Consider the following 13,017-nt stretch of genomic DNA (forward strand, 5'->3'; position numbering starts at 1 on the left):
AGAAAATGGCCTCATCTTCTCAGGTAATCGGAGCAGCAATTCTGTTTTTCTTATATGGAATTGTTATCATTTATTTTGTAATTAAGGGTTCCAGAAAAACAAAAAGCATCAGTGACTATGCGGTGGGAAGCATGGCATTCTCGCCCGTATTTGTGGGTTTATCGCTAGCCGCAGCTATGACTAGTGCTGCAACCTTTGTAATAAACCCCGGACTGGTGGCAACCTATGGCTTTAGTGGTTATCTGTCATTTGGAGTATTCTTTCCATTGGCCTCTTTGGTTTCACTGGTAGTTTTAAGTAAAAGCTTTAGAAAATTCGGTCAGTCGGTGCAGGCGGTTTCATTGGCTAGCTGGATCGGAAACCGGTACAATAGCAAAGCTTATTCACTTTTTGTCGCGTTTCTTTCTTTATTGCTCATCACTTTCATCATTTTGATTCTTGTGGCATTAACCAAAGTAATAAGCCAGGCACTCAATGCCGACCAGGTTTGGGTTTTGGGAATTTTGACTGCATTTGTTTTTGGCTATATGATGTTTGGTGGAGCCAATTCCATGGTTTATACCAATACTATTCAAGCAATTATTATGATTGCAGTTGCTGTAATATTGATAGGTTCAGGTTACAGGTTTTTCCAAAACGGAATTACAGGAATTTTTGATGGCCTTAGAAATATTGATGTAAACCTTGTCAAAAATACCAATACCCAAAGTCCTTTGTTTCGCGATTTTTTTGAAATAATCTTTGCCCAAATGGTTGTGGGTGCGGCTGTGGTTTGTCAACCGCATATTATTACCAAATCACTATTACTAAAAGAAGAAACAGATGTAAATAAATATTTAACCACGGCAGTAATAGTGCAGTTTTTGTTTTTTTCGGTTGTGATCGCCGGACTTTTCGCCAGATTGGAGTTTCCCGATATGCAATACTCCGGAAAGCCTTTAAACATTGACAGTATTATTTCCGCTTATGTAATTCAGGTATTTTCGGGCGGAACCGCCGCCCTATTGGTTGGATTGCTCGTTATTTTAGGATTAATTAGTGCCGGTTTTTCCACCATAGAAGGTCTGATCCAATCTTTAAGTACAACTATTACGACAGATATTATTAAGCCACTTTCAGGAAATAAAATTGAAGAAAAGCAAATAACAATAAATCGAGTTGTGATTGTTATATTGGGAATTGTTTCTTTTGTTTTCGCAAGACAACAATTGCTTCATCCCAATTTGAGTGTTGCGATTTTTGCCCAAAATGGCGTTTATGCATATTTCTCCATCTTATTTGTACCAATAGTATATGGTATTTTTCTAAAGAATATTAAAATTTCGGTTCCACTTTCCGGATCAATTACTGCCTTTTTGGTTTATTATTTTATCTATTATTTACTGCCTGGACTTATCCAATCAGGAAGTTTAGATTTGGGATATAGCAATATTTATTTTTCAGGAAAAACTCAAAATCCTGCCATTGCAGCAGCTCTGGCAATTGTTATCTCCCTGGTTGTGAGTTTTAGCCTGTTTTTATTTACAAAAAAATCAAAAGTCGAAAATTCAAAATAATTTGATAAATGACTGATTATAAAGACATATATAAAAGTAAACTTTTGCCTTTAGAGAAAGTTGCTGATTTACTTCAAAGTGATACTGATGTCATTGTAGCTCAATGTGCATCTGAACCTCAGGGTTGTATGAGTAAATTTCATTTGGCAAAAGAGAGGGTAAAAAATGTAAAGATTTTTTCGGTCCTTACTTTAAAACCATATGAGTTTTATATGAAACCCGAAATGAAAGGCCATTTTGAGCTTTGCAGTTGGTTTCATGCTCCAGGTTCACGTCAGGCTTTGAAAGAAAAGACAGGTACTGTAACATTTGTACCCAATATGCTTCACAGAGCTGCTTCTGACCGAATGAAAGTTCGTAGGCCACATTTGTTTGTAGGTACTTGCACTCCGCCTGACGACAAAGGTTTTGTTTCTCTTTCTTTGGGAATAACTTATGAAAAAGATATTCTAGAAAATGCTGAAATAACCGTTTTGGAGGTAAATGACCAGCTTCCCAGAACTTTTGGCGATACCCAAGTTCATGTTTCAGACGTGGATTATTTTGTAGAATTTTCACAAGTCCCTCCTACTCTTCCTATGCCTGTTCCTGATGCCACCGCAATGGCAATTGGTGAAAACATAGCTAAACTGGTGGAAGATGGCTCTACGCTTCAACTGGGTATAGGGGAAATTCCAAATGCAGCGGCTTTAATGCTCAAAGACAAAAAAGATTTGGGAGTACATACCGAAATGATGGTGGATTCGATGATGGAACTCTATGAAATGGGCGTAATCACCAACAAAAAGAAGGGGATTCATCAGGGAAAATTCATAGCCACTTTTGCAATGGGCAGTGAAAAATTGTATAAATGGCTCGACAATAACCCCTCAGTAGAATTTTTAAGAGGAAAATATGTCAACGATCCATGTCTGATCAGACAGAATACAAAAATGGTCTCCATTAATACTTGTATCATGATAGATTTTACAGGCCAGGTGGCAAGTGAAAGCATTGGAACTGAACAATACTCAGGTACCGGAGGGCAAACCGACACTGCAGTGGGTGCCACAGAAGGTCTCGATGGGAAAGGAAAGTCAATAATTGCATGTAGAGCTACCGCCAGAAATGGCAGCATTTCTACGATAGTTCCTGTCCTTCCTCCCGGAACAGCGGTAACACTTCATAGGAGTAATACCGACTACATTGTGACGGAATTTGGAAGCGTGAGACTAACCGGCTTGACAGTAAGAGAAAGAACCGAAGCATTGATTTCGATTGCTCATCCTGATTTCAGGAAAGAGTTAACCCGAAAAGGAATCGAAATGGGTTATATAGATTAAAAATACTAAAAGATATATGTTACCAATAAAAATTGTCGGAACCGGCCTTTATGCCCCGGGAAAGCCTATTGACAATCAGGAACTCAAACGATTAGCTAATATTGAGTTTGATGCTGAAAAAATAGAAGCCAAATTGGGTATCAAAACCCGGCATATTGCCCGTCTCAGAAACCTTCCTGAAACAACATTGGATTTTGCCACTCAGGCATCGTTGGAAGCTATAAAAAATGGAGGTATTGATGTTGACGAAATAGGTCTTTTTATTGTGGCAACTGATACCCCTGAGTACATTACGCCTGCAACTGCCATTGTTTTGCAGGGTAGAATTCAGAAAAAGGAAAAATGGTCAATGGCATTTGATGTGGCATCTTCCTGTGCGAGTTTCGCGATGGCTTTTGATACAGCTGCAAGTATTTTAGCCGGAAATCCTGAAATAAAATACGCATTAATCACAGGTGTGTACAACATGCCCGCTTTTGTTAGAGACGGCGACGCATTTGGATACAGTATTTTTTCTGATGGAGCCGCTGCTTTTATTTTGACAAAAGATTCTGAATCAAAATCTGCTTATATCGGTAGTCAAATGCTGGCAGATGGCACCCAATATGATTACATCGGAGTATATGCAGGAGGATCAAAAATTCCTGTAACCCATGAAATTTTGGACAAAAACGAAAATGGTCTTCTTAATCTCCAGCCACTTCCCGGCGACAGAAATGTAAGACTGTGGCCAATGGTTGTAAATAAAATTCTGGAAAATCACTCTCTTGAAATTAACGACATCGACTATTTCTTTTTTACCCAAATCAACAAATCTGTAATTGAAAAAGTAATGGAAGCTATTGGACAGCCGATGGATAAAACTGTTTGTGTAATGGATCAGTTTGGCTATACAGGCTCTGCGTGTCTGCCCATGGCTTTTCATGAAGCAGTAAAATCAAACTTGGTAAAAAGAGGACAAAAAATATTGTTTGTGGCATCCGGTGCGGGACTTTCGGTCGGTAGCAACCTATTTATATATTAAATCATGACAAAAGTAGGAATAGTAGGAACCGGTATTTATCTACCCGAAAAAAGGATGACAGCTTCTGATATTTCAGCGGCTACAAAAGGTGTCTGGAGCGAACAAGCTGTTATTGAAAAACTTGGGATAGTAGAAAAACCTATTCCGGGAGCACAGGATGGAACACAGTTCATGGGTGCTCAGGCAGCAAAGGAGGCATTGAAAAACACCGGAATTGAGGCAAACGAAATTGATGTAATATTAAGTATTGGTGAGGAATGGAAAGAATATCCCCTTACCACCACCGGAATTTACATTCAAAATGAAATTGGAGCAAATAATGCCTGGGCGATAGACATCCAGCAAAGATGCGGAACCACAGTTGCAGCTCTGAAAATGGCTAAAGACATGATTATTGCCGACCCTGAAATCAATACTGTTTTAATCGCAGGCGGTTACAGAAACGGAGATTTGATTGATTTTGAAGACTCATCTGTTTCATTTATGTATAATCTTTCAGCCGGTGGTGGAGCCATTATTGTAAAGCGTAGTCATCCTGAAAATGAGATCTTGGGCACGCACATGATCACCGATGGTTCTATGTCAAGAGATGTAGGTGTAAGATACGGCGGTACTTCAGAACCAATCAATGCAGACAATCTGGAAAAAGCCTATAAATCTCTTTCGGTGTTCGATGAAAAGCATATGAAGGACAGGTTGAATGAAGTTTCAATCAACAACTGGTTTTTATGTATCGATAAAGCCTTTGAAAAATCAGGTATCCAAAAGAGTGATTTAGATTTTTTGTGTTCACTTCATTTTAAGAGAAGTATGTATGATCACATTTTAAATGAACTCTCACTCAGAGCAGACCAAAGCATTTATTTGGATCATTTCGGGCACATGGGGCAAATCGATCAAATACTAATCCTTCATTTGGCCAAAGAAAGAGGTTTGCTAAAAAATGGTTCCATTATTTCAATGATTGCGGCAGGTATTGGTTATGCCTGGGGAGCTAATGTGATACGCTGGGGTACTTAAGTCATAGATTTTTTTATTCATTATAAACAATTGAATATAAATATATTAAATCATTGTTTTTAAATAATTGACTATTAAGTCAACCCTTGTTATTTTAGTTTAGGATTTCATTTTATTAACAATATCATCAAATTTGTATTTTATTAATATTTTAAAGGATATAACTATGAAAAATTTATTTTTATTATTGGTTGGTATTACTCTTTTTGCAGTTGCATGTAAAGAAAGCGAAGAAGTAACTCCTACTTACAATCCCTCAACAGATGGCTTGGTAGGCGAATGGTATTCTTCAAAAACAAACATTGCTCCTCTATTGGTAAATTTCAAAGTGGACTCACTTTATGCAAAATTCAATTCCAATAACACTTATCATGTGGAATCTTTTGCAGCAGGTGCAAAAACTACATTGGAAGGAACTTATTTACAGAAAAAATCTGATGTGGGTTCAATCTGGACCATTACTTTGAATCAGTCAACTCCAACTGCTTTGACTTCAGAAGGTATTTTTGAAATCACCAAAGAAGCATCAGGTAAATATCTGATGAAATATGAAGTGGCTCAAACTTCACCAAGCATCGGTGCTACTGCTCCTACTGTTGCCGGAGGATTTGGAAGTACAAATGGCGGGAAAATCGGAGCAATCAATGTTCAGAAATATTACAAAATCGTAAAATAAGAGTACTATTTAAAAGTCAGAATAGTGGTTTTATCAAAAGTCACTGTTCTGACTTTTTTCTTTAAATTGAATTTCGTTTTTATCGAAAAAATTAATACTTCCATGAAAAAAATTGGTGCATTAATTATATTCTTATTGGTAACCAATGGTTTATTGGCTCAGAATCTTCCAGGAAATCAATATTTTTCCAAAGAAATTCCAGAGAAAGCCAACCGTGAGTTTCAATTTCTCGCCTATTACATCAACCAGGCAGTTACATCAAATATGTATCCTGAAAATGACTTCCTGAAAGGTCAGATTGTTGGGCGTTTATTCGGAGGAAACACTTCAAAAACAAGTAATACCAAAACCAGTGCCTATTTTGAGCAGCGTTTAATACCGTTTTTCATTTACCAACCCAATCTCTTTAATGGTAAAGCCATTTTAAGAGCTTCCTTTGAGTTGGACTGGACATGGGGAGACGCTGCTTATGGCGTTGGGGGAAATTTCGGGGGCGGATTTTCTGCTGATCAGGTAAATCTTCAAACACAAAACCTTGAACTTGAGCTTATTCCTGCAAAAACCTGGGCAATTAATCTGGGTTTACAGAGAATTTTTGACACACCTTATAATCCTTACCGTACAGTTTTTGACAAAATGTCAAACACCGGATATCGTCTGGCTTATTTCGGGACCGACGGAACGGGAATATCTGTAAGAAAAGACAATGATTTTTCCAGAATAAAAGCCGGAGTATATAAACTTTATGAAAACTACGTACAGCTCAATGATGACGTAACTTTAATGGAACTTACCGGCGAAAAAGATATTACCAAAAACTGGAAAATGGGGGCCTCATTGTATTATGTACGTGACCGTTCGTCTGGTGCAGGTGGCGTTTCGATTTTAGGACAAGGACTTAACAGTCTGATGGCCAGCCACAATGGTGTTTATCAATTTGCATTTGGGGATGTGCCGAACCGTGCAGATGTAGGTTGGGCAGGAATGTTTTTCAGCCGTAATGCCGACCATTGGGTGGATCCCTGGCAGCTGAGCGGATTTTTTAATATGAATTTTGGAAAAGCTGATACACTTGCCAATCAAAAAATTTCAAAAACTGAATTTACCCGTGCCACTAATATTTTTGGATTTGCAGGCAATGCCAGAGCATCCTATCGATATGGTCAGACATTAAATGACAATATCACATTGGATGTAACCTATACTTCGGGAGATGCCAATGGGCTTTCTGATAAAAAATATTCGGGTGTAATCACGGGTAACCAATGGGGAGCACCGGGAGCCATTTTTATCAGCAGCGGGTCGTATCTTCTGATGCCGCACGGAAATGTAGTCAATCGTTTTACTCCTACTATTCCTGATATTTCCAATATGGGATATGGGCTCACTGCCGCTGTCCTGACTGCATCAAAAGGTATAATTCCAAATAAACTAATTGCCAAAGCTGGTGTTGCCAATGCTTTCGGAAATGTAGCCCCAAAAGGTGGCGGGCATTATATGGGTACTGAGGTAAATACCAGTTTGAGTTATAATTTTGGACCATTTATGAGCATGGAAGTGCATGGTGCCTATCTTAATCTTGGAGATTTCTATGATAGCAAGCAAGCAACCTATGGAAGTCCGGTCAATGGCGGAATAGATGGAAGACCTGCCAGTCCCTGGACAGCATTTGCGGTTTTTAAATGGTTGATGTTCTGATTGTTTTCTAAAAAATATAATTAAGAAATATCTCAGAAAAATTTATATAGATATGAAAAAACAAATATATACCTCCATATTTTTCCTGGCTGCAATTTTGGTGTTTGTGCAATGTACCACTTCCTACAAGTCAATCAGGAATTTAAAAAGTATGGACGAGCTCCAATACCGAGATGCATTCAAAAAAATCCATCTGCCGGTTTCTGGTTATGACATTGCCTATACTGATCAGGGAAGCGGGAAGACAATTATTTTTATTCATGGTTTGGGAAGTTATTTACCAGCATGGAACAGAAATGTAGATGAACTCAGCAAAAATTACCGTTGCATCGCGATAGATTTACCGGGATATGGGAAATCAAGCAAAGAACCCCATAGTGGCAAAATGTCGTTCTATGCAGGTATAGTGAAGGAATTGGTTCAGGAATTAAAACTTGGAAAAGTGTATCTTGCCGGTCACTCTATGGGCGGACAGATTTCGATGACGACACATTTATTATTTCCAGAGATCGTGGAAGGTTTGATTTTGGTTGACCCTGCCGGTTTCGAAACATTTAACAAAGGGCAAAAACAATGGTTTAGGGATGTGATGACGCTGGATGGTGTAAGATTGACAACCGCCGAGGCTATTCAAAGCAATCTTGCCAGTAATTTCTACCGTGTACCAAAAGAAGCCGATTTTATGGTTACTGACCGTATGGCCATACGAACAGCAAGTGATTTTAATGCCTATTGTTATGCTGTAGTGCAGTCGGTGAGCGGTATGGTCAATGAGCCGGTTCTGCCATATCTGACTGATATTAAATGCCCTACAATAATTTTCTTTGGAGAAAATGACAATCTTATTCCTAACAGATATCTGAACCCGGGAAGAACAGTGGAAATCGCCAAATCAGGTGCAAACAAGATTTCCGGGAGTAAATTGGTAATGGTTCCCAAAGCCGGGCACTTTATGATGTTTGAAAAACCCGGGGTTTTTAATACCGAAGTGAAGAATTTTTTACACTAAAATATTGTATAATATCGAAAGAGGGCAAATTGATTTTTTGCTCTCTTTTTGTTTTATATATTTATAGAAAAAACAAAACCAATGCGGCAAAAACTTCAGTCATTTCAGGATTTTACCCAGTCATTGTACCCGCATGAAATCGAATATCTGATTAATATTCAGAATTTTAACAAAAGTCTTAATTCGAACATTCTTAATCAAATAAATTATAACCTTACATCAGGAAGACCTCCCAAAGATTTTGATCAAACCATCGATAAACGCACCTATTCTTACCTCAAAAACTGGATTCAAACCACGCTCAGTAAAATAGATATTGACGAACATCTGGCCTGGCTGATGGCTACTGAAATGAAAGTCATCACAGATAAAATTACGCCTGATGACGAAGCTGAATTGGTTTCTAATATGAAGTCCATCAGTCCTACTCATTATAATTTTATTCGATTTTATAACGCCATACAGTATTATTGGGAATATCTGATGGTAAGGGGACAAACCAAAAACCTGAGTTTTGTCGCCAAATACCTCAATGAATATGCAGAAACTTATAAGAGGCTGAAGGAACTAAATCTGGAATTAAATTTTATCACTGACAAACTCGTAAAAAATGACGATTTGTCGGAGATTGAACAATCAGAAATAGAAAAATTCTTATCCGAAACCTACTGGAATGAAGAAAATGATGGATACACGCGTTATAGGGCGGTTGTGAGGCTTACCATACATTTTTACAATACCCGCCGTTTTGAGAAGCTTGTATCGGTTTACGAAAATCTGGACCAGGTACTTAAAACACCCACATTCTATTGCAAACGAGTTTTGGCAAATTATTATGCAAACCGTGCCATGATGCATTCCAAGCTCAATCAGCTTGAACAAGCCAGAAAATATGGGTATCTTTCTATAAGAAATAAAAACAGTGACTACCTTTTTTATTTGGTCAACTTATGCAATGTGTTGATTAAACAAAAAAAGAAAGAAGAAGCTTACAAACTGATGCAGAGTGCATTAGGCACATTAAAACAAACAGGTAATTATTATTATAAGATAGGTTTCGTGTCGTTCTATATCCGGACTTTACTCGAAAACAACAAAGTATTACAGGCTATTGAATATGCATCAGGATTTTTTGAAGCATATAAAAATGAAATATTCGAACATCGCTGGCATTTGTTTATTTCTAATTATTTAAAAGCTCTTATCCATGGAAAAAAATACGCCAAAGCTTTATCAATTTGCAGAAGATATAAACTGGTAGCTAAAGAAAAACAAAGGATTCACCGGGCTGATTATCTGCCGGTTATACAATTTTACACTTTATTGCTCGAGTACCAGGAAAACCAGATTGGCAAAGAAAAATTTCTGAGCATATTAATTAAATCAATCCAGGAAATGATGGACAATAATTACCGTACACAGAGAATCAATGATCTTCTGGAAGAAATGTATGGATACCTGCCTGAAGAAATTGGTGAATTAAAACGTAAGATTAGTCTTAACAAAAGTGCAAAATAAAATTATGCTGCATTCAATTCCTTAAGAATAGAAACCACACCCAAAACATTTTGTTTTAAAGTTTGAAGGTTTTCTTCTGCGTCTGAAGCCAAAAAACCATCTCTTGCATCAGACTCTGTGACTTGCAAAAAGTATGCTTCATCGGTCATAAGAAACATCTGCAAGTTAGATTTTAAGGCATGGGCCATAACCATAATGCCTTCAAAATTCCGACTCCTAACTTCCCATTCGAGAGATTCAATCTCTTTAGGCGTGTTGTTTATAAAAAGATCTACCAAAGTTGAAAGAAACTCAAAGTCTCCTTCCGTTATGGTATTTAAATAAGAAAAATCAATATCACCTAATCTGACTTTTTCTTTAAGATGTATTTTAAATGCTACCACTCAATAGTAATTTCTTAGATACATCCAATTATTTTGCCAAACATTTCTTTCTTAAATCAATTGTTGAAAATTCAAGAGAAAATCAAATGATTTTAAATATAAAATTCTAATTATAAATATTTTACGATTTTTTAAAATCAAAAAATATTCCTTCCATTAAAATCAAAATGCGTATAAAATTTTGTTTTTTCTTCCAAAAAAAAGAATCAATTCCATTTTTGAACATGCTTTTTAAATTTTGGAACATGTTAAATTAATTCGTCTTGCTTTTGGCAAGTTTCATAAAATATTTTTCGAAATAAATGTATGTAAGGTAACTACAAGTGATAGTAAGAACAGCGGCAATTAAAATTGTGTTAATTTTTGAGAAATGGAGTATCCTTTTATTAAAAAAGTTGAAAACCAGATAAACGATCGGATGCAATAAGTAAACAGAATAACTACCTTCACCAAGCATTGAAAGTGATTTTTGAATTATAGTGGGGATATTTATTTCAATTTTGAAAAATGCAAGGCTAATTAACAAACAACTCAAAGAAAATATTATCCTGTTGGTTCCACTCACCAAATCAATCTGATCGCCCTGTGCAGGCCAAAAAATGAAAATAACCAGACCAACAATCAATATTAAAAGATTGACCATTAGTTTAAACCGATGTTTTTCAAAAATATATCCTAAAATAAATCCTCCCAAAAACAAAAACACCTGATTTAGAGGATTGGTATAATGGTGCCATTGGGCAATTAATTTTTGGTCTGGATCAAATACCACAAAAGAAAAATTAAAACCCAAAGCCAGAATCATGGTTGAAAGAATCCAAAAGGCGGTTTTGGAATTGTTCCCAAAATATATAAAAACAGGTAAAAATGTTAAAACACCAGCTCGTTTCCGATTGACCATGAACCAACCGCCAAATAATAGTCCCATTTGATGAATCCAAATAATCCGGTTAGATTTAAAAATATCCGATAAAAATCAAGCTCCTTCCTTTCAATAATTACAAATAGGATTGTAGCCAACCATAAAAGAGGAAAGATGCGGAATATTCGTTTTATCCAAAAATCTTTTAAAGAAGAAAAACTTAAGGTCATTTTGTGGAAATATACATGGTAAAGTGTGAGACCACTAAGTACATAAAATATAGAAACGCCATAAATCCCTACCCTACCCAGAATTGATTCTGCTGGAAATGCTCCGAAATTCCACAATGAAAAATGGTAAATCATGATACCGAATGCGGCAATTCCACGTAAATAATCCAGATTATGAAGACGGTGCATTGATTTTGTCGAGAATGATAATTGGTGCGAATTTAATGATAATTATCAATCCTTTTCAGAGAATATTTTCAAAGTTAAACCACAGATTTTGCAAAAAAAAACCGGGTTGCCCCGGCTTTCTGTTTATGCTTTTGGTTTTACTTCTTTTGGTTTGGCGGTTTCGGCAGGTTTTTCAGCTACCACCGGAGCTACCACTTCTTTAGGAGCCTCTATTGCCTTTTTTACTGTCTTTTTTGCCGTCTTTTTTGCAGTTTTTTTGGCGGCTTTCTCCAATTTCTTTGCTTCTTTTTCTTTTTTCTTCTTTTCTTTCTTTTGTGCTTCTTCTATGGCTTTAAGTAGTTCTTTTGTGGCTTTTTTTACCACTTTCTTAATAGATTTACCTGAATAATCTTTTGTAAGTTCTTCTAAAGCTGAGACTACTTTATTTTTCAGTATTGCCTTTTCTTCTTTCATTTACGATTTAAATTTTAATTAATCTCAAATTAAAAAATATTTTTCCAATTTCCAATGTTAAATTTTTTGCCAAAAATATTAAGCGATTGATATTCAATTTATAAAGTATAAATCTTCATGCTGTTTTTTTATTAATAATGCAAAAAAAAGGACTCTGTAAAAGAATCCTTTTATGTTAATGATGAATCAGCTCAACGCCCTCCTGTTTCCATTGGCGAGTTAAGGATGTCGTTCAAAAGTGTTTCGGCAATAAATTGAGCTTTGTAGGTAACTCCATAATCTGAAAGCCTGGCGGTAAATGATCTGATATGATTTCTGGAACCTTTGGTCAAATTGGCATAAACAAGATTAATGTCTTGATTGTCAATCTGTTTTTGATGATCCATTAAATCGTAAATATCGAGGTCTTCGATGGTGGCCCCTACACTTAAACCAGCGGAAAGACTCGCTGAGCCTTTGGAGGTAAGGTCATTGTAAAGACTTTGTAAAGTGGCAATGGTAAATACCCCGGCGGCATTATTACCCACAGGATCAGTGATTTGGTATTTTTTGAGTAATGCCAAAATGGCATTTGTATGGGTATCTTCACTTTTTGATATGTTATTAAATACATTCATTCCCCATTTCTTATACAAAAATACATAAACATCGCGAGCGAGTTTTTCCTCTTCCCGCATCAGGAGTAAGGATTGTTTCTCAAAATCACTCAGGCTTTCGGAGGGAAGGTTTACGGCAGTCGTAAGGTCCGCCGTCAATACTGCTGGTTCTACATTGGATTGGTCACATGACTGGGAAAAAAATCCCATAAACATTAATACAATTAAGTTTTTCATTTTGTTTGTTGTTTCTTTTACTAATCTATACGATTGTATTTTTTGTTTCGTGTGCTGGCAATTTAGAAATATGTTGAACTTAACATTTCATTAACGAATATTTCTTTTTCATAGATAATTAGCACATTATCTTTCCAACTTATCAACTTAAACTTTGCTGCCCAATTACCACATTAGCACATTATTAATTAGCAAATTATCAATCCAACTTATCAACTTAAACTCTGCTGCCCAATTACCACAT

Annotated in this window: 13 protein-coding genes; 8 read left to right on the forward strand and 5 right to left on the reverse strand. The window is 36.4% G+C overall.

Annotated elements, in window-relative coordinates:
• Positions 1-5: 5 nt before the first annotated feature.
• The 8 genes from IPP61_17365 (at position 6) to IPP61_17400 (ending at position 9,823) form a co-directional block, all read left to right on the forward strand.
• On the forward strand, positions 6-1,556 hold the full coding sequence (locus IPP61_17365; GenBank protein MBL0326906.1) for a sodium:solute symporter: 1,551 nt from the start codon (positions 6-8) through the stop codon (positions 1,554-1,556).
• Between the two features lie 8 nt (positions 1,557-1,564).
• Positions 1,565-2,878 carry an acetyl-CoA hydrolase/transferase family protein gene (locus IPP61_17370; protein ID MBL0326907.1) on the forward strand — a complete coding sequence of 438 codons (1,314 nt, stop codon included), beginning with the start codon at positions 1,565-1,567 and terminating at the stop codon, positions 2,876-2,878.
• A gap of 16 nt (positions 2,879-2,894) precedes the next feature.
• The gene (locus IPP61_17375) at positions 2,895-3,902 is read left to right on the forward strand and encodes a ketoacyl-ACP synthase III (GenBank protein MBL0326908.1); all 1,008 of its coding nucleotides are present in this window, start codon (positions 2,895-2,897) and stop codon (positions 3,900-3,902) included.
• A 3-nt stretch (positions 3,903-3,905) separates the two neighbouring features.
• Positions 3,906-4,922: a 3-oxoacyl-ACP synthase gene (locus IPP61_17380; protein ID MBL0326909.1), complete on the forward strand. Its 1,017-nt coding sequence runs from the start codon at positions 3,906-3,908 to the stop codon at positions 4,920-4,922.
• A gap of 166 nt (positions 4,923-5,088) precedes the next feature.
• Positions 5,089-5,598: a hypothetical protein gene (locus IPP61_17385; protein ID MBL0326910.1), complete on the forward strand. Its 510-nt coding sequence runs from the start codon at positions 5,089-5,091 to the stop codon at positions 5,596-5,598.
• 102 nt (positions 5,599-5,700) lie between these two features.
• Positions 5,701-7,296, forward strand: coding sequence for a hypothetical protein (locus IPP61_17390; GenBank protein ID MBL0326911.1), 1,596 nt, complete (start codon positions 5,701-5,703; stop codon positions 7,294-7,296).
• Positions 7,297-7,348: 52 nt separating this feature from the next.
• A complete protein-coding gene (locus IPP61_17395) occupies positions 7,349-8,305 on the forward strand; it encodes an alpha/beta hydrolase (GenBank protein ID MBL0326912.1) in 957 nt (318 codons plus the stop codon).
• A gap of 81 nt (positions 8,306-8,386) precedes the next feature.
• The gene (locus tag IPP61_17400) at positions 8,387-9,823 is read left to right on the forward strand and encodes a hypothetical protein (protein ID MBL0326913.1); all 1,437 of its coding nucleotides are present in this window, start codon (positions 8,387-8,389) and stop codon (positions 9,821-9,823) included.
• A 2-nt stretch (positions 9,824-9,825) separates the two neighbouring features.
• On the opposite strand, the gene IPP61_17405 is transcribed toward IPP61_17400, so the two are convergent.
• The 5 genes from IPP61_17405 to IPP61_17425 all read right to left on the reverse strand — a co-directional run bounded on the left by IPP61_17405 (position 9,826) and on the right by IPP61_17425 (position 12,773).
• Positions 9,826-10,206: a hypothetical protein gene (locus IPP61_17405; GenBank protein MBL0326914.1), complete on the reverse strand. Its 381-nt coding sequence runs from the start codon at positions 10,204-10,206 to the stop codon at positions 9,826-9,828.
• A 253-nt stretch (positions 10,207-10,459) separates the two neighbouring features.
• Positions 10,460-11,134, reverse strand: coding sequence for an acyltransferase family protein (locus tag IPP61_17410; GenBank protein MBL0326915.1), 675 nt, complete (start codon positions 11,132-11,134; stop codon positions 10,460-10,462).
• The gene (locus IPP61_17415) at positions 11,077-11,487 is read right to left on the reverse strand and encodes an acyltransferase (GenBank protein MBL0326916.1); all 411 of its coding nucleotides are present in this window, start codon (positions 11,485-11,487) and stop codon (positions 11,077-11,079) included. Before IPP61_17415 ends, IPP61_17410 begins: the two co-directional genes overlap by 58 nt.
• 123 nt (positions 11,488-11,610) lie before the next feature.
• Positions 11,611-11,940 (reverse strand): hypothetical protein, encoded by a 330-nt coding sequence (locus IPP61_17420; GenBank protein ID MBL0326917.1) that lies wholly within the window; start codon positions 11,938-11,940, stop codon positions 11,611-11,613.
• A gap of 191 nt (positions 11,941-12,131) precedes the next feature.
• A complete protein-coding gene (locus IPP61_17425; protein ID MBL0326918.1) occupies positions 12,132-12,773 on the reverse strand; it encodes a DUF2202 domain-containing protein in 642 nt (213 codons plus the stop codon).
• Between the last annotated feature and the right edge of the window lie 244 nt (positions 12,774-13,017).

It is taken from the genome of Cytophagaceae bacterium (assembly GCA_016722655.1).
GTDB lineage: Bacteria > Bacteroidota > Bacteroidia > Cytophagales > Spirosomataceae > Leadbetterella.